General features: G+C 45.8%; 22 protein-coding genes. 17 read left to right on the top strand and 5 right to left on the bottom strand.

Features of this window, described 5'->3' with window-relative positions; all coding sequences use genetic code 11:
- The first annotated feature begins 6 nt into the window (after positions 1 to 6).
- Genes BLU12_RS02445 through cdd form a run of 4 tightly spaced genes read left to right on the top strand, consistent with a single transcriptional unit; the run spans position 7 to position 3,488 of the window.
- On the top strand, positions 7 to 1,383 hold the full coding sequence (locus BLU12_RS02445; protein WP_091460322.1) for a glucose-6-phosphate isomerase: 1,377 nt from the start codon (positions 7 to 9) through the stop codon (positions 1,381 to 1,383).
- Between the two features lie 36 nt (positions 1,384 to 1,419).
- Positions 1,420 to 2,172 carry an ATP-binding cassette domain-containing protein gene (locus tag BLU12_RS02440; protein ID WP_091460321.1) on the top strand — a complete coding sequence of 251 codons (753 nt, stop codon included), beginning with the start codon at positions 1,420 to 1,422 and terminating at the stop codon, positions 2,170 to 2,172.
- Positions 2,159 to 3,094, top strand: coding sequence for a SufB/SufD family protein (locus BLU12_RS02435; protein ID WP_091460319.1), 936 nt, complete (start codon positions 2,159 to 2,161; stop codon positions 3,092 to 3,094). The genes BLU12_RS02440 and BLU12_RS02435 overlap by 14 nt, the downstream gene beginning before the upstream one ends.
- Positions 3,095 to 3,107: 13 nt before the next feature.
- Entirely contained in the window at positions 3,108 to 3,488 is a 381-nt protein-coding gene (cdd, locus tag BLU12_RS02430) for a cytidine deaminase (protein ID WP_091460317.1), read from the top strand.
- Here cdd and BLU12_RS02425 read toward each other — a convergent pair.
- The gene (locus tag BLU12_RS02425) at positions 3,481 to 4,191 is read right to left on the bottom strand and encodes a tRNA 2-thiocytidine biosynthesis TtcA family protein (RefSeq protein WP_234945383.1); all 711 of its coding nucleotides are present in this window, start codon (positions 4,189 to 4,191) and stop codon (positions 3,481 to 3,483) included. The two genes, cdd and BLU12_RS02425, sit on opposite strands and share 8 nt — an antisense overlap.
- A 206-nt stretch (positions 4,192 to 4,397) precedes the next feature.
- Between BLU12_RS02425 and BLU12_RS02420 the strand changes: the two genes are divergently transcribed.
- The 3 genes from BLU12_RS02420 to BLU12_RS02410 all read left to right on the top strand — a co-directional run bounded on the left by BLU12_RS02420 (position 4,398) and on the right by BLU12_RS02410 (position 6,741).
- A complete protein-coding gene (locus tag BLU12_RS02420; RefSeq protein ID WP_091460314.1) occupies positions 4,398 to 4,703 on the top strand; it encodes a LysO family transporter in 306 nt (101 codons plus the stop codon).
- A gap of 7 nt (positions 4,704 to 4,710) precedes the next feature.
- Positions 4,711 to 5,304, top strand: coding sequence for a lysine exporter LysO family protein (locus BLU12_RS02415; protein ID WP_091460313.1), 594 nt, complete (start codon positions 4,711 to 4,713; stop codon positions 5,302 to 5,304).
- A 63-nt stretch (positions 5,305 to 5,367) separates the two neighbouring features.
- Positions 5,368 to 6,741 (top strand): sodium:solute symporter family protein, encoded by a 1,374-nt coding sequence (locus tag BLU12_RS02410; RefSeq protein ID WP_091460311.1) that lies wholly within the window; start codon positions 5,368 to 5,370, stop codon positions 6,739 to 6,741.
- A gap of 36 nt (positions 6,742 to 6,777) precedes the next feature.
- Here the strand turns inward: BLU12_RS02410 and fliD are convergent, their stop codons facing one another.
- Positions 6,778 to 8,247, bottom strand: a complete 1,470-nt coding sequence (gene fliD / locus BLU12_RS02405) for a flagellar filament capping protein FliD (protein ID WP_234945382.1) — start codon at positions 8,245 to 8,247, stop codon at positions 6,778 to 6,780.
- 218 nt (positions 8,248 to 8,465) lie between these two features.
- On the opposite strand from fliD, the gene BLU12_RS02400 reads away from it, so the two are divergent.
- The 9 genes from BLU12_RS02400 to BLU12_RS02360 all read left to right on the top strand — a co-directional run bounded on the left by BLU12_RS02400 (position 8,466) and on the right by BLU12_RS02360 (position 14,964).
- Entirely contained in the window at positions 8,466 to 9,458 is a 993-nt protein-coding gene (locus tag BLU12_RS02400; RefSeq protein ID WP_091460308.1) for a glycosyltransferase family 9 protein, read from the top strand.
- A 14-nt stretch (positions 9,459 to 9,472) separates the two neighbouring features.
- On the top strand, positions 9,473 to 10,054 hold the full coding sequence (gmhA, locus tag BLU12_RS02395; RefSeq protein WP_091460307.1) for a D-sedoheptulose 7-phosphate isomerase: 582 nt from the start codon (positions 9,473 to 9,475) through the stop codon (positions 10,052 to 10,054).
- The gene (locus BLU12_RS02390; protein WP_091460305.1) at positions 10,041 to 10,772 is read left to right on the top strand and encodes a nucleotidyltransferase family protein; all 732 of its coding nucleotides are present in this window, start codon (positions 10,041 to 10,043) and stop codon (positions 10,770 to 10,772) included. The genes gmhA and BLU12_RS02390 overlap by 14 nt, the downstream gene beginning before the upstream one ends.
- A gap of 12 nt (positions 10,773 to 10,784) precedes the next feature.
- Positions 10,785 to 11,738, top strand: a complete 954-nt coding sequence (locus BLU12_RS02385; RefSeq protein ID WP_234945381.1) for a GDP-mannose 4,6-dehydratase — start codon at positions 10,785 to 10,787, stop codon at positions 11,736 to 11,738.
- A 20-nt stretch (positions 11,739 to 11,758) separates the two neighbouring features.
- On the top strand, positions 11,759 to 12,187 hold the full coding sequence (locus BLU12_RS02380; RefSeq protein WP_091460302.1) for a hypothetical protein: 429 nt from the start codon (positions 11,759 to 11,761) through the stop codon (positions 12,185 to 12,187).
- A 4-nt stretch (positions 12,188 to 12,191) separates the two neighbouring features.
- A complete protein-coding gene (locus tag BLU12_RS02375) occupies positions 12,192 to 12,776 on the top strand; it encodes a D-glycero-alpha-D-manno-heptose-1,7-bisphosphate 7-phosphatase (RefSeq protein ID WP_091460299.1) in 585 nt (194 codons plus the stop codon).
- An 82-nt stretch (positions 12,777 to 12,858) separates the two neighbouring features.
- Positions 12,859 to 13,923, top strand: a complete 1,065-nt coding sequence (locus BLU12_RS02370) for a lysylphosphatidylglycerol synthase transmembrane domain-containing protein (protein ID WP_091460298.1) — start codon at positions 12,859 to 12,861, stop codon at positions 13,921 to 13,923.
- Positions 13,889 to 14,455, top strand: a complete 567-nt coding sequence (locus tag BLU12_RS02365) for a methyltransferase family protein (protein WP_091460296.1) — start codon at positions 13,889 to 13,891, stop codon at positions 14,453 to 14,455. Before BLU12_RS02370 ends, BLU12_RS02365 begins: the two co-directional genes overlap by 35 nt.
- A 2-nt stretch (positions 14,456 to 14,457) precedes the next feature.
- Positions 14,458 to 14,964 carry a methylated-DNA--[protein]-cysteine S-methyltransferase gene (locus BLU12_RS02360; RefSeq protein WP_234945380.1) on the top strand — a complete coding sequence of 169 codons (507 nt, stop codon included), beginning with the start codon at positions 14,458 to 14,460 and terminating at the stop codon, positions 14,962 to 14,964.
- Here BLU12_RS02360 and BLU12_RS02355 read toward each other — a convergent pair.
- The 3 genes from BLU12_RS02355 to BLU12_RS02345 are packed head-to-tail and all read right to left on the bottom strand — an operon-like array spanning position 14,941 to position 17,573.
- Positions 14,941 to 16,185, bottom strand: coding sequence for an NAD(P)-dependent malic enzyme (locus BLU12_RS02355; protein WP_091460293.1), 1,245 nt, complete (start codon positions 16,183 to 16,185; stop codon positions 14,941 to 14,943). The two genes, BLU12_RS02360 and BLU12_RS02355, sit on opposite strands and share 24 nt — an antisense overlap.
- A complete protein-coding gene (locus BLU12_RS02350; protein ID WP_234945379.1) occupies positions 16,139 to 17,011 on the bottom strand; it encodes an MBL fold metallo-hydrolase in 873 nt (290 codons plus the stop codon). The genes BLU12_RS02355 and BLU12_RS02350 overlap by 47 nt, the downstream gene beginning before the upstream one ends.
- A gap of 7 nt (positions 17,012 to 17,018) precedes the next feature.
- Entirely contained in the window at positions 17,019 to 17,573 is a 555-nt protein-coding gene (locus tag BLU12_RS02345) for an isochorismatase family protein (RefSeq protein ID WP_091460291.1), read from the bottom strand.
- Positions 17,574 to 17,716: 143 nt separating this feature from the next.
- Between BLU12_RS02345 and BLU12_RS02340 the strand changes: the two genes are divergently transcribed.
- A complete protein-coding gene (locus tag BLU12_RS02340; RefSeq protein WP_091460289.1) occupies positions 17,717 to 18,352 on the top strand; it encodes a hypothetical protein in 636 nt (211 codons plus the stop codon).
- Positions 18,353 to 18,369: the final 17 nt, after the last annotated feature.

Raw genomic sequence — 18,369 nt, 5'->3', positions numbered from 1 at the left:
TACCTTTTGGACGAGCTGTTGAGCGTAAGCGTCGGAGGTGCTTTTGTAGGTGGAGATCGTCCCGTCTTGAGAGAAAATATCGATGATCTTTCAAGAATGGTGGAAGAAGCCGATGTCCTGTTGCGGGAAAAGGGGAGGGACGACGTTGATGGCTTTGGTTGGATTAACCTGCCCTATCAGGATTTGTCCGAAACGATTGAAATTGGGCGTTGGCTTTCCGGCTTTGAAGCCATCGTGCAAATAGGCATTGGCGGATCTGCTTTGGGAAACAGAATGCTTGCAAAGGCACTCCTTCCCCCTTTTTACAACGAACTTGATGCTTCCGTCAGAAAGGCCCCCAAGTTTTATCTGCTGGAAAATCCGGATCCCAAGACGGCAGTATCTTTACTGGATCGGCTTGATTTGTCGAAGACAGCATTTATAGTCGTCAGCAAATCGGGAAGCACGACGGAAACGGCTGCGCACTTTTTATGGGCATGGCAAAAGGTCAGGGAAAAGATGGGCGAAAGGGCAAGCGACAATTTTTTGATAATTACCGATCCTAGAAAGGGCATTCTGCGCAAATTTGCCAAATCTACAGGTTGTAGGAGTTTGAATATTCCAGAAAGCGTGGGGGGCAGGTATTCTGTTCTTTCCTCGGTAGGGTTGGCAACGGCTTCCGCTTTGGGTATCAACATCGAAAAGCTGGTTCAAGGTGCCAAGGAGATGGATCAAAGACTTGCCTTGCGGTCGCACCTTTGGGAAAACCCCGCATGGCTATTGGCCTGCATTAACCTGTTGCACGCTAAAGCCGGCCGTAATATGGCCGTTATGATGCCCTATGGAGACGATCTTGCCGATTTTGCCGAATGGTTTGCTCAGCTTTGGGGAGAAAGCCTTGGCAAAGAGGGATGCGGCACCACTCCTGTGCGTGCTCTCGGAGCTATAGATCAGCATTCCCAGCTTCAACTTTACGCGGAAGGCCCGGACGATAAGCTAATTACGATTATCGACGTAAATAATAGGCCGTTATTCCTATTGCCGGACGTTGTAGATATAGATGCATTGAAGGATTTGGAGTTTTTATACGGAAAAGCCCTCGGAGATCTGTTGAGTATAGAGGCTCGTTCGACGGCTTCGGCTTTGGTAAAAGCCGGAAAGCCGATTATTTACCTTAAGATTCCTGAAGTTTCCGAGAGATATATTGGTGCGTTGGTGTTCTTCTATGAATATGTAACAGCTCTTGTCGGTTTTTTGATGAAAATCAATCCCTTCGATCAACCTGGAGTGGAACAGGGGAAACGGTATATATATTCGCTCATGGGCCGCAAGGGATACAAGGAATATGTGAAGGAAGTTGAAGAATATTTTGGAGCATGCCAAAAAATGGAGATTATAATATGATTCCAAGTTTGGAATGCGTAACGGAGGAAGTTATAAATGACAGATACCCCCTTGCTTCAAGTAGATGAAGTAACGGTAACCCGAGAAAACGGGAAAAAACTGCTCGATCAAGTCAATTTGCGAGTCGAGCATGGAGAGATAACTGGAGTGTTGGGCCGAAACGGTGCGGGAAAGACGACGTTAGCCTATACTGTTATGGGCCTTCCTTCCTATAGGCCCAATTCCGGCAGGATCTTCTTTGAAGGAAAGGATATTACCGATTTTTCGATTACCGAAAGATCGAGATTAGGGATAACTTTAGCATGGCAATATCCGGCCAGATATGAAGGAATTACCGTAGCCGAATATCTTAGGTTGTCGCGTAAGGATGCGACGAGAAGAGAACTGGAAGAGGCTTTGGATTTTATTCAGATGGAACCTTTTTACCTGGATCGTTTTGTCGACAAGGCTCTATCCGGAGGAGAGAGAAAAAGGTTAGAGCTTGCGTCTATCTATTTAATGAGGCCCAAGCTTGCCATCTTAGACGAACCCGATTCGGGAGTAGATCTTCTGGCTTTGGGCGATGTGATAAAGCTTTTTAAAAAATTAATAGATTTCGGTAGCAGCGTATTGGTGATAACCCATAGAGATGACATAGCTTCGGCCTGCGATAGGGCTTACCTGCTTTGCAACGGCAAGGTCATGCTCGAGGGACAGCCAATTGCCGTAAAGCAATACTTAATGTCGCTGTGCAGCCCCTGTTCAGACCCACTTTTAGTCAGAGGGGTGATTTCCAATGAATCTCAGTAATGAATATATGTCACTGATAGAAATAGCCGAAAAGGCGGGAGAACCCATCAAGACCGACGATGCTCATGTTATAGTTCATGCCAACAATATCATCGCTGCAAAAGACATCCCCGGTCTTGAAATCGACGCCGAAGAGACTGAATTTGGCATTAGGGCATCCTTTACCGTAAAAGCAGGAGCGGTTTTAAAGAAACCCGTGCATCTTTGTTTTGGCCACCTTGGCAAAGAGGGAAAGCAAGTCATAGAAAGCAGGATCGTGCTGGAAGAAGGCGCGAAAGCTAAATTTTACTCGCACTGTATTTTTCCGAATGCCGTAAAATTCCTCCATGCGATGGAGGGCGATATAATCGTGGGCAAAGGCGCTGACATGACATATGAAGAAGTGCACGTCCACGGACCTGAGGGAAAGATCGAAGTCAGGCCGCTGACCCGCGTCGTGGTGGATGAAAAGGGCAGGTACGTGAGCAATTTTTCGTTAATCGAGGGAAGGGTAGGTATTCTGTCCCTCGACGTGGAAGTAGATGTCATCGGTTGGCTTGGAAGTGCGGAGATAACCTCCAAAGTTTACGGAAAATACGACGATAGCTGCAACGTTAAAGATACGATAAGGTTATCCGGGGAAAAGTCTAGCGGATTAGCCAAAGCGAGAGTTGTATTGAAAGACAACAGCTTCGGCAAGTTCTTCGGAGAAGTGCAGGGAGCTGCTGACGGAGCGAAAGGTCATGTCGATTGCACTGAAATAGTGCAAGGAAATGCGAAAGCTGAAGCCGTTCCCGTCGTCTCCGTGGTTCATCCCGGAGCCGAGATAACCCACGAAGCTGCCATAGGCCGTATAGCTAACGAAAAGCTGTGGGGTCTGATGGCCAAAGGTTTGACCGAGAACGAAGCTATTGACGTTATCGTTTCGGGCCTTTTGAGGTAGGTCTGATGTCGCAATGGATATAGTGTCGAAACTTTATGATGTGGCAATGAGGGGGCGGGAAAATGCCTATGCCCCCTACTCCGGTTTTTCGGTGGGTGCCGCTTTGCTCGCCCAATCGGGCCGTATTTACGCCGGATGTAACGTTGAAAATTCCTCCTACGGACTAACTATTTGTGCCGAAAGGGTTGCTCTGTGTTCTGCCGTCGCTCAGGGAGAGCGGGTCTTCGAGATGATGATTATATGTGCCGACTCTATAGTTCCCCCCTGTGGAGCGTGTCTTCAGGTAATGGCCGAATTTGGCGATATGGAAATAATATCGTTTGATATGGAAGGTAAGTTTCAGCGAAACCGCCTTTCAGAGCTTCTTCCTCAGTCCTTTCGCTTGCCTAAGTAGCCCAAAGTGTCTTGCGAAGTGCCCTTAATGTGCTGTATTCTCCTTGTGGCGCTTCTTCAAGTATATTTTTCAGGATTTCATTCATTCTCTTTCTCTTCGTGTCGTCCCCGTAAGGACATTTTGGTCCCCGTTCCGGCAGGTCCATCTCGGAAGCTGCCGATATCAAAGTTTCCTCTGGAAGGAATATCAAAGGCCTGATCACCCATGTTTGCGTTCTGCTTTGCCACGTTTTTGGCTGTAGCGTATGAAGTTTTCCGGAGAAAAAAATATTCAGCATTAACGTAACGGTGGCATCGGTTAGATGATGTCCCAGAGCTATCTTCCTAAACCCTCTGTCCTTTGCGATCCCGCTCAAAATCCCTCTTCTCATGTTCGCGCAAAAACTGCAGGGGGATTTTTCCCTTCTGATTTTTATAATTTCAAATATAGGATAGGCATAATGCGTAAAGGGCACATCGAGGCTTTCGCAAAAATCCTTCAGCCCCGCGGGATCAAACTGCCCGCCCGTTGGATCTACAATCATGGCTTCTATATTGAATCTGATGGGGCTCACTCTTTGTAAGTGTTTTAGGGCAATGAGGAGCAACGAACTGTCCTTCCCTCCGGATAATCCAACTAAGATATTATCGCCTTCTTCGATCATGGAATAGGCGCACACCGCTTCGCCGACGCCGCGTTTGATCTTCTCGGGTAAATCGAACATTCACATCACCACGCTGAGATATTAATATGTATGTAATATGAATTACAATAACTAAGACAAAGAATAAAAGTTTTTTAAGCCTTGAAGTAAAGTATATTCTGCAATAGGATATTTTCAAATGATGTGTAGGCAAGAAATCTCAAAAAGCTATTAGGTAACATGTCCAGGTTTATAAAATATAAAAACACAAAGGTGATCGGGCCGGCATGAAATTCCTTGGATTTTTGGTTGACAACAGCGTTTATTTTTACGTTGCCTTTATGTTGGCGGGAGCGCTAGTAGGATATTTCGGGAGGGTCCCAAACTTTATAAAAAGGCATAACGGGAGAGTTCAGACGTTATGTCTTATTTTATTGCTGTTGGCAATAGGTATTGAGATTGGAAGCAACGGAGAAGTGCTCAAGGCGTTAGGGAACTTGGGCTATAAAGCTGCCGCGATTTCTTTTTTGTCTATTTTAGGTACAATATTTTGTATAAATATATTCGTCAGATTTCTGACAAAAAGGGAATGATGAACCCTTGATCGTCATCATAGTTGCCTGTTTGACAAGCGGGATCTTGATTGGAAAGCTCGCGATATTTTCTTTAAGCAACGTAACTAATTTAATTATCACATTAGGATTGTTCATACTGCTCTTTTCCGTGGGAATTGATCTTGGCTGCAATAAGGAAGCGCTTAGAAACATCAGAGAAGATGGGATAAAGCTTTTTATCGTTCCTGTGGCAACGGTTTTAGGGACAGGGTTTGGTTCTTCTTTGGCCTCGATATTATTGAGAATGCCTTTAAATGAGACCCTGGCAGTTGGCGCCGGTTTCGGATGGTATTCTCTTTCAGGGGTTCTCATCACTCAGATGCACAGCGTGGAACTTGGAACCGTAGCCTTTCTTTCGAACGTGATAAGAGAGGTCATTGCCCTGATATCGATACCGCTGATAAGTAAATATATCGGATCTTTTGAAGCAGTAGGCGTAGCGGGTGCGACGGCAATGGATACCGCCTTGCCCGTTATCGTCAAGAGTAATTCTCCCGATATTGCAATTTATTCTTTTATATCGGGTTTTTTGCTGACGCTTCTAGTTCCCCTTTTGGTACCCCTTGCATTGGGATTGTGATGACATAAAAGTTAAAGCATAAAAAATAAATCAATACTATAGCTGTGAAGGGTGGCACGTCATATGTTTTTTCTATCGGTAGTCATTACGCTGACATTCGTTATATCCATAGGCGTTATCGCATCGGGAAAGAAAATAGACGAAGAGGGATATTCATTGGCGGGCAGAAGGGCAAGCCCCTTTGCGGTTTCCGGAATATTGCTAGGCGCCCTTGTGGGAGGAGCATCTACAGTTGGGACTGCGGAGATGGCTTATGTTTATGGTTTATCAGCTTGGTGGTTTACTCTTGGAGGAGGAATAGGGTGCCTTCTTTTGGCACTCTTCATAGCCGAGCCGCTGAGAAGGTCTAAGGTCACTACATTGGCGCAGTTTCTGTCTAATCACTACGGTCTCCGGATGAGCAGGTTGGCTGCAGTCGGTTCCGCTATCGGGACTCTTATGGCTGTAGTTGCCCAGTTTCTTGCGTCGAGTGCATTATTGTCGGCCATAGTACCTTTGCCGTCTTGGGCTTTGAGCTTGCTCGTTGCTTTTCTCATACTTTTATTTATCTATTCCGGGGGCACAAAAAGCTATAGCGCTATAGGACAGACAAAACTGATTTTATTATATATCACCCTAATTGCCTGCGGTGTAGTTGCTTACAGGATGGGCCACACCCCCTGGGCCCTGGTAAGAGAGCTTCCTGAATTTCCCTATTTTTCGCTCTTCGCAAGAGGTGTTTTAAGGGAATCGAACGCCTGTCTTTCTCTGATCGTCGGAACCCTGGGAACGCAAATTTATGCCCAGGCCGTCTTGTCGGCCTCAAACGAGAGTACGGCAAAAAAAGGAGCGCTGCTGTCAGCAGTGTTAATGCCACCTATAGGTCTACTAGGCATTTGGATTGGGTTAGCTCTGAGGAGAGAAGGTGTGATCATCGAGCCCTCGCAGGCGCTTCCCTATTTTTTGTATAATTATTTTCCCAAAGTGTTCAGCGGGATTGCTTGGGCAACGCTTTTTATAACTTCACTGGGAACTGCGGCGGGGCTGTCTTTGGGAGTTGCCACAACTGTGTCCTATGATCTTTTTGTTTCTTTTAAAAAAATTACTTCGAGCAGAGTTAGTCTTCTGGTAAATCGGCTAAGCCTTTTAGTCGTGATACTCATAGCTTTTATTGCGAGCCTGAAAGCTGCCGGTTCTTTCATACTTCAATGGAGCTATCTTAGCATGGGCCTCAGGGGAGCAGGGGTTTTTGTGCCCCTTCTTGCAACGGTACTTTACGGAAGGCTGCTTCCATCGATGGCCTTTGCTTCGGGTGCGGTGGGGATTGGAGCGGCCTGTTTATGGCCCATTTTGAGGCTTCCCGGAGAGGGAGTTCTTATGGGCGTGGTTTTTTCGGCTCTTTTGGTGTTATTCGATATATTTCAAAGGAGAAGGATAAAAGAAAAAGCCAGCCTTTAACATATTAAAAAGCTGGCTTACCTCAAATGTCAGCAATTAAGCTCCGGAGCCGAAAGACGATAATTGAGTTACAATTCCTGAAAGCCAATTGGCCTGCGATGTAAGCTGGGAGAGGATGATTTCCATCTGGCTGTATTGTTCTATTAGTCCCTTTTCTTTTATGGCAAGACGTTCTTCAAAATCGGAGATTCTTTTGTCTATTGCCGTAATTCTATTGTTCAGGTAATTTATCTGACTTGCAACGCGTCCTTTGGTGCCTGTGGTGTTTCCGACTGCTACAGGGACGTTGTCTATCGTGTTTCCGATGAAGGTATCCATCTTCGACATCACCGTTGTCATCAAAGCTGCGACATCATCGGAATTCGTGGTCATGGCGCTCATAAACTTGTCTACGTCGAATTCCAACATTCCGCTTTTGCCGTAGTCGGTAGCTTCGGTTGTAATGCCGATCTGAGAAAGCATTGCAAACACGCCGTCCGTTGCTACGGGATCAGAGATTAAAGATCGCATTCTGGATTTGGTTTGCCACAACAGGGAATCTCCTCTGAGTAACCCTATCTTCTTTTGGTATTCCTCCTGAGGGTCTTCGATAGGTTTTTCCGAAACCCTGATGTTTATCCAATCCATGGCCGCATTATAGGCATCAATAAAGTCAGCGATGGCGTTAACTGCCTTTTCGGCATCCAATACTATATCGGTCACGACATGGCCCGTGCCGTTGAGCTTTAAAGTGAGGCCCTCTATAAGGTCGGAAATCTCATTGCCGGATCTTTTGACTTCGAGTCCGTCAATTTTAATTTTAGCGTCCTGTGCTGCTTGTAGTTCATTGATAAAATCGGATCCATCCCAAATTTCCAGGGCGTTTAATATGCCATCGTCATCTGTAACCGTTATTGCATTAGCCTCTCCCGTCTCATTGCTGGTAATTATCAACCTGTTATCCAATATCTTAGCCGATACTCCTATACTTTCTCCATCGTCAGTCGTGGCTGAATTAATCTTGGATGCCAAAGAGGAGATGGTGTCGTTGGCCGTGACCTGAATTGTAGCGATGTTGTCGCCCGATCCTACGGTAAAACTTCCCCCGGTAAATTCGTTTATTAGATCTCCTATGGTTTGCGTCGGATCGTCAAGCCTTTTGCTTGCGATGCTGTGGGATTTGGCCAGCTGCAACACCTCAATATCGTATCTTGCGATTTCCGCATCGGGTGTTGCCGTTATGCTCAAAACCGAAGTGGGGTCCAGAGAGCTACCAACGTTTGTAATTTCAGCGGTTTTAGCCGTGTATGTAGATTCCAGTTTCAGAGGTGTCAACGCTGAACGCAAACTCTTGAAGTTTGCGCTGAATTCGTTGTAGAGATCTATTTTAAATTCCAGCTTTTCCTTTTCAGCTGTCCAAATGTCGGTGACCTTGCGCTCCTGTTCCATAACCTTATCGATCATCGTGCCCCAATCTATCCCAGAGGCCAAGCCTGTTACCTGAAAGAGAGGGTTGGTTGTAGCCATGGAGATAACCTCCTTATTATTAATCGGAGAAATTTTCATTATTTATGATAACATGGTTTAACGCTATAAGTAGTATCGACATATTTTGTATCTGCCTTTAAGGTGCTTTGGCAAGCAGAGTCAGGATATGACGCCACGAGCTTCGCTTTTTCGTTCGTGATGGTAAAATATTCATGTCGGAACAGCGAAAAAGGTATTTTTGGCAGGAGGCAGTTTCTTTGCGGATAGATCAGAATAGAATCGAAAGGGTGTTGGTAATAGGCCTTTCATGTCTTGGGGATATGGTTATGGCCTCTGCTGCATTGTGGAACTTGAGGCTTTTTTTGCCGAAGGCCGAATTTACCCTATGGGTAGGCCCTAGGGCAATAGCTGCCCTCTCCGAAGACCCGATGTGGGATAAAATAAGAGTCTACGATAGGGGAGGTGAATTTTCCGGATTCAAAGGGAGATTGAGGGCGATTAAGCTAATGAGGCAGGGGAAATATGACCTGATTGTCGACCTCAGGGCAACTGTAATGCCCCTGTTTTCGGGGGCCCGCTACGCGCCCCTATGGGGTTTGCGGGAGGTATTTTTGCCCAAGACATTACATGAAGCAGAAAGGACTTTGCAGGCCTTAGCGTCTCTTGGCATTCCAATACGGATAAGGCAATTGAGGTTTTTCGTGCCTTTCGAGACGAAAGAAATGGTTAAAACAAAATATAAAGATGAGCTTAAGGATCGAAAACTGGTGATATTTAACCCCGGAGCCAACTGGCCACCTAAGAGATGGCCTGTAGAAGGGTTTGTAAGTTTGGGCAGGCGCTTGATCTCGGAATTCGGTGCCGTAATAGGTGTGATAGGATATTCCGAGGAAGAACGTGCCCTGGGCATGGAAGTTCTGAAGGGGCTGCAAGAGATCGACGCTCTTGATTTAACGGGAAAGGTTCCGCTGACAGAGCTAGGTGCTCTTCTTGGTATGGCCTCCCTTTTCGTTACCAACGACACGGGCACATTGCATATAGGAAGCGCCGTGGGCGTTCCTGTGGTGGGCCTTTATGGGCCATCAAGTCCAGAAAGATATGGCCCTTGGGGGACGAGGCATAGGGTGGTGGCCCCCTCATTGCCCTGCGCGCCCTGTGTCGGAAAAGAGTGTGTATACGGTGATTTTGCATGCATGTCAAAAATAGGTGTTGATGAGGTCTTTAGTGCCTGTGCGGAGCTTTTAGCATGAAAGGAGCGTTATGATTGATCAAATTCATAGAGGATCAGATAAATGATTCCATAGAATTAAAAAAGATGCTCTTGAGCGACGATTTGCTTGGTTGCGTGAAGATGGCGGCTGAGTTGATAATTCTTGCCTATAAAGGCGGAGGCAAGGTTTTGTTTTGCGGAAACGGCGGTTCAGCTGCTGATGCACAGCATTTGGCAGCCGAGCTGGTGGGGAGATTTAAAAGGGAAAGAAAAGCCCTTCCTGCCATGGCCTTGCATGCCAACACAAGCGCGTTGACGGCGATTGCCAATGACTACGACTATTCCGATGTCTTCGTAAGGCAGATCGAGGCCTTTGGTAGGCCTGGGGATGTGCTCGTAGGGCTTTCCACCAGCGGCAAAAGCGCGAATGTATTAAAGGCCTTGGATTATGCGAAAAAGAAGGGTTTAAAGACGATCGGTTTTACCGGTCGAAAGGTGGATGAAATGTCTTCCCTGTGTGACGTCCTTTTGAGCGTGCCATCGGAAGATACGCCCAGAATCCAAGAAGTTCACATGCTTTGGGGGCATATCATCTGTGGTTTGGTGGAGGATGGACTTTTCGATGGAAGAAAATAGAAGTAGATTGGCTGTAATACTAGCCGGCGGTTTGGGAACACGTCTTAGAGGCGTCGTCTCGGACGTTCCCAAGGCCTTGGCGCCTATAGCGGGGAGGCCCTTTTTGGATTGGCTGTTGACCATGTTAAGCTGCAGGGGGATTACAAAAATCCTGCTGCTTCTGGGGTATGGTGCAGATAAGATTATGGCCTTTGTCGAAGATGGGAGCAAATGGAACCTTAAAGCGACTTACAGCCTGGAGAAAGAGCCCTTAGACAAAGGCGGAGCACTGCGAAATGCATTGCCCTATATCGACGAGGGGACTTTTTTCTTCATGAATGGCGATACTTTGCTCGATATGGATTTGGGTGAAATGTTCGATTTCCATGTCAACAAAAGTGCAAAACTGACTATTGCAGCTAGGCCATGGAAGGATCTGACCCGGGTAGATCCCCTGAAGGTCAATGACGAATCCAAGGTAGTATCCTTCGGAGAAAAGAACGTCCCGCCAGAAGAAGGTGGTTTTTGGTTGGTCAACGGGGGTTTTTATGTAGTCGATAGAGATATCGTGGAAGAGCTTCCATTGAGACGCCTGTCCTGGGAGAAGGAGGTTGTTCCGCAATTGGTTCGAAGGGGTGTTGTCTACTCATTCCGTTCGGATGGTTATTTCATAGACATCGGTGTGCCAGGGGACTATTTTAAAGCTCAAAGGGAAATACCTTATATTCTAGGTTCTTAGGAGGGTTTGCAGTTGAAAAGAGCATTTATAACTGGAATCGGGGGGTTTATCGGATCTCATCTGGCCAAAAAAATGTCCGAAGTCGGATACGAGGTATACGGATCTTATTTTCGTCCAACTTCTGACGTAGAAATGGTAAAACCCTATGCGGTTAAGACCTACAACATTGACGTAAGATATAAGCCTCATCTTAAAGAGGCTTTAGAGGAAGTCGGCCCCGATGTAGTGTATCACATGGCAGCACAAAGCTATCCCATGGAGTCCTTCAAAGCCCCGTCTTACACAATGGAAACCAACGTCTTGGGAACCTTAAATTTGTTCGAGTCCCTTCTGGAATTGGGTCTGAAATCTACAAGGATCATGCTTGCTTCTTCCACGGCAGCTTACGGATTTATCGATCCTTCCGAAACCCCTGTGAAGGAAAATCAGCCCTTCAGGCCCGCCCACGTATATGGCGTTTCAAAGGCCACACAGGACCTGCTTGGCTTTACCTATTTCAGTTCTTACGGGCTTGATATAATAAGGCTTCGCATTGGAAATTGTGTAGGTCCGGGCAGGAAAGGCGAGGTAGTTTCAGATTTCACATATAGAAGAGCCGTAATCGAGCTTGGAATGACAGAGCCTGTGTTTCGAGTGGGTAACCTCCATACGAAAAGGGCTTTCCTTGACGTAAGAGATGCCGTTGATTGTTTTTTGTCCCTCGAAAAACACGGAAGGAGTGGAGAGGCCTACAATGTTTCGGGAGAGAAGCCGTGCTCGATCAAGGAACTTTTGGATATAGTCCTCGAAGGTTGTCCTGTCAAGGTGGAAATTGTTGTGGACAAAAATCTCGTCCGCGAAAAGGATGAACCCATATACTGGAACGACTTGAGCAAAGTGAAAGAGGAAGCAGGCTTTGTTCAGAGGTTCTCCTTGAGGCAAACGGTTGAAGATATGGTTAGATGGTGGAAGGAAAATTTAAAATAATAGGATAGAGGGTGACTGCAATGTATGTGGATATCGACGGTGAAAAGAAGGACGTCAAGGAGTTGGTCATAGAGGCCTTGGAGGAGACGAAAAAATACATTCCTGTTGTCGTGCAGGGAGTAGATCTCGTCGCACAGAAACTCGAAAGCGAAGATACGCAAGAAGCTCTAATGTTGATGTCGAAGCTCATGGAAGGTATCAGCTGGGTAATGAAAGTTATACAAAACAGCATAATGTTGTTGGGCGTAAAGGGCGAAAGTATAGCAGACGGGAATTTGCTCGATGCCAGTCAAGCCTTGACTCATTCCCTTGAAGACGCCATGCCCTGCCTGCAGGAGGGTAAATTTTTCGAGCTGGCCTATCGTTTGCGCGAAGAAATACTGCCCAAATTCAGGGAGATGAAGCCCTATGTGGACGAACTTCACGATATAGCGACAAAGGGAGAATGAGGGTTTGCGCTCAGCGGTTTTCCTCGATCGTGACGGCACTTTAATAGAGGATGTAGGATATCTCTCTTCTATTTCTCAAATTAAAGTCCTTCCGCGCGTTGTTGACGGCTTGAAGTTGCTCAAGTCGATGGGATATCTTTTGATTGTGGTTACGAATCAGAGTGGAGTTGCGAGAGGTTTTTTCAGCGAAGATTTTGTGCAAAATGTTCACGATATTTTAGGTAGATTATTTAAGGATAATGGCGTTGCTATCGATGCCTTTTATTATTGTCCCCACCATCCTACGGAGGGCTTCCCCCCTTACAATGTTAATTGCGATTGCAGAAAGCCCAAAACAGGGATGATAAAAAGGGCTATCTGTGAGTATGATATAGATATATCCAATTCTTGGGTAATAGGCGATTCGCTCGTAGATGTGCAACTTGCAAGAAATGCAGGGTGCAAAGGTATACTTCTCAATAGAGATGATGATCTGCATTCTATCTCAAAGGAGTCCTTTTGCGATACTTCACTATATGAAGCCGTTAAATATGATTTATTTGAGGGGGCTTTGTACATTAAATCCGATGTTTCTTTACGTTCTCATTGAGGTTTTGGAGGAGAGGGCAAAAATACCTTTTGAACATATTATTGTTCTTTAAACGTCTTGTCGTGTTGGGAGGAAGCAACCTTTGTCGTTGAAGAGGGGAATATTATATTTTATCGGGTTAACAATATGCGTTGGCACATTAGCCCTATATTACACCAGTGACGAGGAAACATGGCGATTGTTCGCTTCAGCCAAAATGTCGTTGCTGTCTTTGGCCCTTCTTTTTTCTATCGCCGCTTGGATATTTGATGCTCTTCGCTTTAAGGCAATTGCAGCGATAATTGGCGAGAATGTTTCCCTCAAGTTGGCTCTTTCGCTGGTCTTTTTGAATGCCTTTGGCTCTGCCGTTACCCCCTTTCAAAGTGGCGGAGGCCCCCTTGTAATATATGCTCTTCACAGCAACAGGGTACCAGTCGGGAAAGGGGTTGCCCTAACCATAGTGAGGACGATAATAACGGTGCTCGTACTCAGCATTTTTGTGCCTCTGTCAATGTTTATGGTTCCGGAAGCCTTTATCGACAGCCTTACGATGAAGGGCATGTTTCTTTACGCTGTTGTCTTTGTCATCTTGTTTTGCGCTGTAATTATCATAAGCGTAGCAAAGTCAGATTCCCTCAAACACATTGCTAAAGTAACTACGATACGAATTGACAAGTTAAAAGTCTTTAACTTTCGTGTCTTCTCGGCAGTCCGTTTTTTAAATCGACAAATCGATCTGTATGTGCATAATATGCAATTATTGGCAAGAAGTGGATTTTTGAGGTTATCGCTGGTTTGTCTTTTAACTTTGCTTTATATTGTCTTTACCGTATCGGTGTTCCCTCTTCTCGCCTATGCTTTAGGCGTGAGCGTGTCCTTTATGAAAGCCACGATACTTCAGGGGCTTTTCTTTTTCGTCCTATATTTCATACCGACTCCCGGAGCAAGCGGTGTGGCCGAGGGGGGTGGTGTGGTGGTGTACAAGACCTTGGTTCCTCTCAATATGGCAGGTCTTTTGTCGCTGGGATGGAGGTTTTTTACGCATTATTTAGCCATAGCAATAGGCGTTGCCGTCGCCATTAGAACGATAGGAATGAGCATTATAACTAGTATATTGGAGAGAAAAAGCGAAAATGAATCTACAGGAAGTCAGAAAGACAGCTTTTAAGTGGAGAGGCGGTCTGTGGACTGCTCTTTATTTAATTATCCTATTCTTGGCAAAGCCGACCTATGAAAGCATTATTTGGGGGATTATTTTCGTTGCTGCAGGCCAGGCGATCAGGTTTTGGGCAGCCGGTTCGATCGGGTTATATAGAGGCGTAGAGGTAAAGGCTTCAAAATTAACTACTTGGGGTCCCTATGCATTTGTCAGAAACCCACTTTATCTGGGGAATGGCCTCATTGGTTTAGGGTGGGCGATTATGGCAGGCGGTTTGAGCCTTTGGGTCTTTTTGGTGTCCTTTTATATAATCTATTGCCTTTTGATCATACCCTATGAGGAGGGATTTCTCCAAAGCAAATTCGGCAATGAATATCTTAGTTACAAGGATAGGACAGGGGCTTTGATTGTAAAAAGGTGGCCGAAGATGGAGGAGATTAAAGGGCCATTCTCGCGGGAGGTTCTGGTAAAAAGCGAAAGACACTCTCTGCGGGTAACTATAGTAGGGAGCTTATTGATCATAAGCAGATTGTGGTGGTAAAGATGCCGGAGCTTGTGGTAATAAACAAAAAACCGAATATATTAAGCCGTTGCGTATTGCCTTCGCCTGCTTGTTCCTTTGAAATTATATATATCGAGGATATTGTCGTTCGCGTGATTCCCTCTTATTTAGAGCCTTCCATAGACCCGCCTTTGTGGTTGCTCGAGGCGTGGAACAGATTTTGGAGGGGCGAAAGGCCTAATGTAAAGTTGGGAACATCCAAAAGGCCTTCGATATTTTCTAAAAAGGTATATGAGATAGTGGAAGGCATCCCCTTTGGGCACAAAAAAACTTACGGGGAGGTCGCCGCATTGGCCGGAAAACCAAAGGGAGCACGGGCTGTAGGCACTATCATGCGCTACAACCCATGGCCCCCTTTTGTGCCCTGCCATAGGGTAATAGGCAAGGACGGAGATTTATTGGGCTATGGAGGTCCACAGGGCATAAAAATAAAGGAAGCCCTTTTAGCCTATGAAGCAAAGGTATTAAATAATCCTTCCGCCGAATAACCTCTCCCAGGTTTGTGCATACACTTTATTTTTCGGAAGAGGGTTAAGGGCGATCCCCTCCTCTATGGCAGCTTGGGCCACGGCCTCCGCTATGCGTGGAGTAACCTCGTCGGAAAAAAGAGGCGGCACTATGTTGTCGGGAGATAGCCGCTTATCGTCAATTGATTGGGCAAAGCCGTCGGCTGCCCTTAAAAGCATATTTGTCGTTATTGTCGCTGCGCGGACATCAAGGGCTCCTCTCATTATCCCCGGATATACCTGAAAGCTGGCTATAGGATTGATGGTCGTAGTCCAATATAAGCTGCTAGCCACTATAGCAGCTCCCTTTTCTTTTGCTAAAGCAGGATTAATTTCCGGTTCCGGCAGTGCCAAGGCAAATACAATGGGGTCTTGGTTCATGAGCTTAATGTAATCAGGTTCGAAGGCGTCCTTCGTCGATAGTCCTATTAGAACATCGGCTTGAGATATGGCTGCTTTAATATCTTGATAGTCCACGTTTAGGTCCAATCTTTCCGCCAATTCCGCTTGTTCCTTGCTCATGTAGGGATTTGTCTTTGTCAATATGCCATGGCTGTTCACCATTGCTATTCGGTTTGCTCCTGCTGAAAGTAGTAATCTTGCCGTCGATATGCCTGCCTTGCCTGCTCCCCATATAGCTATCTTGATATCAGAAAGATCCTTGCCTACTATACGTAAGGCGTTTTTCAGAGCCCCGAAAAGCGCTACGGCAATTCCGTAATGATCATCGGAAGATACCGGAATATCCAATGAGCTTTGAAGTTTCCTTAATATTTCAAACGATGTCAGGGACGATATGTTGGACAGGTTTATACCACCGACAGTGGGAGCTATCAATTTACATGTCTCGATGATCTCTTCGGCGCTTTTTGCTTCAAGGCAGAGGGGGAAGGCGTTTATGTCGCCGAACATCTTGTATATGAGGCATTTGCCCTCCAATATCGGCAATACTGCAAATGGATCTTGTTCCTTGAGGTCCAAAATCGAAGAACCGTTCGAAACGACGAAGATCGAATTTCCCCTCCCCGTGTATTCAAAGGAAGCATCATTGTTCTTGCTTATCAGGTCAGCGGCGGCATAGCTTCCGGGAAAGTATGCACAGGCTAAGTCGTCTTTGGTGCGAAGCCTTAATGATGGGTATGCCTTCACTTTGCCTTTAGTTCTTTTGTGCAGCTCGATTGCACGATGCCATTCCATTAACATTAAGTATCCTCCTCAAAAAAAAAGATTCGAAAGATTTTAAATCAATCATTTGGCCGTCAAAGGGTGCTATAACCTTGCAGCTTTTGGTAGTCAAGGATAAGGCAATTTTTTCAGGACCGGCATCGATTACTCCTCGGCCAAAATGATTTAGCATGATCAGCTCTGGAGCCACCAGGTCTCTGATCAGAGCGACATGATCGACGGCTAAATGGTCAACGCCATTTCTGATGTGATTGAAGGTCATGTTGACTACTAAAACCTTGCAACCATGATATCTTTTTACTATTTCTTCATCGTATCGTGTATCGCTTATAAAACCAAAGGGAGCAATCTCAGGATATCTCAATATAAAGCCGTAGCACTCCACTCCGTGATGAATCAACCGGACCGCTTCCAGCATTCCCTCGCTGAGCGGTATCAGTCTTTCATCCTCCCAGTAGTGAATTTTGCCAATTTTTGTGTTGAAGTGAGAGAGCAATATTTGCCCTTCTCCCATCGCGGCATCTCGGGGGAGAATGAGAGTGCCCCGTCTTTTAAAACCGCCATGCGTAATTGCCTCAACCATAACATTTATGTCATTGCTATGGTCCAGATGTTTATGTGTAAGCATGACCGTTTCCAGGATCTCCGGAGTGAAGGGTGTACCTGCTTCGCAAATTCTTACCAGCGAACCCGGACCCGGATCAATTAGGACGTGGTAGCCGAAAAGGCCAAGCCAGATACCACCTGTGGAGCGGGTTTGGTTTATCATTACAAACCTGGCGCCGCCTGTACCTAAAAACTTAATGAATGCTCCCTTGAAGAATAGATCGGCAATATCGTTCATTTTGAAGTTACTCCTTAAAAAAAGGCAACATTTTCTTGAACTCGGGAGTCCCCGATTTGCTCAACCACTGATAGATAATGCTTTCTGTTGGCAATAGCATAGCCCCACGTTGCGAAAGGACATTGAGGGCAGCAAGATGATGTTCTTTACGCCTGCTTCCCACCCCCTCCATGGCTATCACCACTTGGTATCCGTCATTTAACAGATCCATTGCCGTGGCCAATATGCATATATGGGTCTCTATGCCTGCTAATATTACCTGTTTCCTTTCCTGTCCGAGAAAATCTTTGAAATTGCCCTCATCGCAACAGGAAAAATGGATTTTTTCAAACCGGGGGGTTTCGGTGGGAAGCAACTCCAATATGTCGGAAACAGTTGGGCCCAAACCCTTCGGGTATTGCTCTGTATATTTCGTCGGGACAGAGAGCAGTTGAGCTGCCTTCAAAAGTAGTTTGATATTTCTTACAATTGACGTGTTATCGCAGATGGCGGGCAACAAACGTTCCTGTACGTCTATTATTAACAGCTGGGATTTGTCTTTTTTCAGTGTATAAGGCGTCATTCGGCCTGGTCCTCCTTTTGTTTGATTGATTGTCATATTTATTTTGCTTCAAATACAGTAATTTTTCCACTGGAAATTTTAGTCCCGTTATGTTATTCTCTTTCGGCCATCGGTTGTATGGGATGGCGGGAGGTGTAGGTGACATGACAAACAAGAAGGATAGGCGTAGTGCAAACGACGATAATCAACTTTATGTGGAGGATTTGCTTAAAATGATGTCTATGCAAGATTATCCACCATTCATTGAGAGGTTGCTTTCTCAAATTCAGGGCTTCATGTGGGGGTTTGTCTCCAACGGCGACGAGGTTAAAAGAATAGAAGAATTGGCCTCGGAGGGTTACGACCTCGACGATCCGCAATACTTATTGGAGCAGTTGGCATGGCTTAGAGAATACGCTGACATTGTAGGTCCGGAGATAGACGGGTTCGGGCATGAGGAAGCCATCGTTCTCTCGTTTACGCCAGTCGATAACGATGAAGCGATGAGGTGGGCAATAGATCATGCGGCGCTGTTTGCAAAAGAAACATGCCGAAGGATATGGATTATTGCCGAAAATTGGGAATTGAGCGATGTAATTCAGTACTCAAAGCACATAAAATCATTAACGGAAATGGGCGTTTCCCTTCGCTTCATCCTTTTGACTCCCTGGGGCTGGACGGAAATTCCGTTGTTCAGGGAAATAAGTGGAGACGAAAAGCGCGGTCTCCTTTGGAAAGAAAGGTTTCGGAGGAGGAACAATCATCTTCAAAAGGGAAACGACGAGGGAAAGACATCTTAGCAAAAATAGAGGGGGGT

The sequence above is a fragment of the Acetomicrobium thermoterrenum DSM 13490 genome (genome assembly GCF_900107215.1).
Classification (GTDB): Bacteria; Synergistota; Synergistia; order Synergistales; family Acetomicrobiaceae; genus Acetomicrobium; species Acetomicrobium thermoterrenum.
This window is presented reverse-complemented; position numbering and strand designations above follow the sequence as displayed.

Excerpts from the sequence above, each read along its gene's own strand:
- BLU12_RS02440 (WP_091460321.1), top strand. The coding sequence starts at position 1,420 with ATGACAGATACCCCCTTGCTTCAAGTAGATGAAGTAACGGTAACCCGA.
- BLU12_RS02435 (WP_091460319.1), top strand. The coding sequence starts at position 2,159 with ATGAATCTCAGTAATGAATATATGTCACTGATAGAAATAGCCGAAAAG.
- cdd (WP_091460317.1), top strand. The coding sequence starts at position 3,108 with ATGGATATAGTGTCGAAACTTTATGATGTGGCAATGAGGGGGCGGGAA.
- BLU12_RS02425 (WP_234945383.1), bottom strand. The coding sequence starts at position 4,191 with ATGTTCGATTTACCCGAGAAGATCAAACGCGGCGTCGGCGAAGCGGTG.
- BLU12_RS02420 (WP_091460314.1), top strand. The coding sequence starts at position 4,398 with ATGAAATTCCTTGGATTTTTGGTTGACAACAGCGTTTATTTTTACGTT.
- BLU12_RS02410 (WP_091460311.1), top strand. The coding sequence starts at position 5,368 with ATGTTTTTTCTATCGGTAGTCATTACGCTGACATTCGTTATATCCATA.
- fliD (WP_234945382.1), bottom strand. The coding sequence starts at position 8,247 with ATGGCTACAACCAACCCTCTCTTTCAGGTAACAGGCTTGGCCTCTGGG.
- BLU12_RS02390 (WP_091460305.1), top strand. The coding sequence starts at position 10,041 with ATGGAAGAAAATAGAAGTAGATTGGCTGTAATACTAGCCGGCGGTTTG.
- BLU12_RS02380 (WP_091460302.1), top strand. The coding sequence starts at position 11,759 with ATGTATGTGGATATCGACGGTGAAAAGAAGGACGTCAAGGAGTTGGTC.
- BLU12_RS02365 (WP_091460296.1), top strand. The coding sequence starts at position 13,889 with ATGAATCTACAGGAAGTCAGAAAGACAGCTTTTAAGTGGAGAGGCGGT.
- BLU12_RS02360 (WP_234945380.1), top strand. The coding sequence starts at position 14,458 with ATGCCGGAGCTTGTGGTAATAAACAAAAAACCGAATATATTAAGCCGT.
- BLU12_RS02355 (WP_091460293.1), bottom strand. The coding sequence starts at position 16,185 with ATGTTAATGGAATGGCATCGTGCAATCGAGCTGCACAAAAGAACTAAA.
- BLU12_RS02350 (WP_234945379.1), bottom strand. The coding sequence starts at position 17,011 with ATGAACGATATTGCCGATCTATTCTTCAAGGGAGCATTCATTAAGTTT.
- BLU12_RS02345 (WP_091460291.1), bottom strand. The coding sequence starts at position 17,573 with ATGACGCCTTATACACTGAAAAAAGACAAATCCCAGCTGTTAATAATA.
- BLU12_RS02340 (WP_091460289.1), top strand. The coding sequence starts at position 17,717 with ATGACAAACAAGAAGGATAGGCGTAGTGCAAACGACGATAATCAACTT.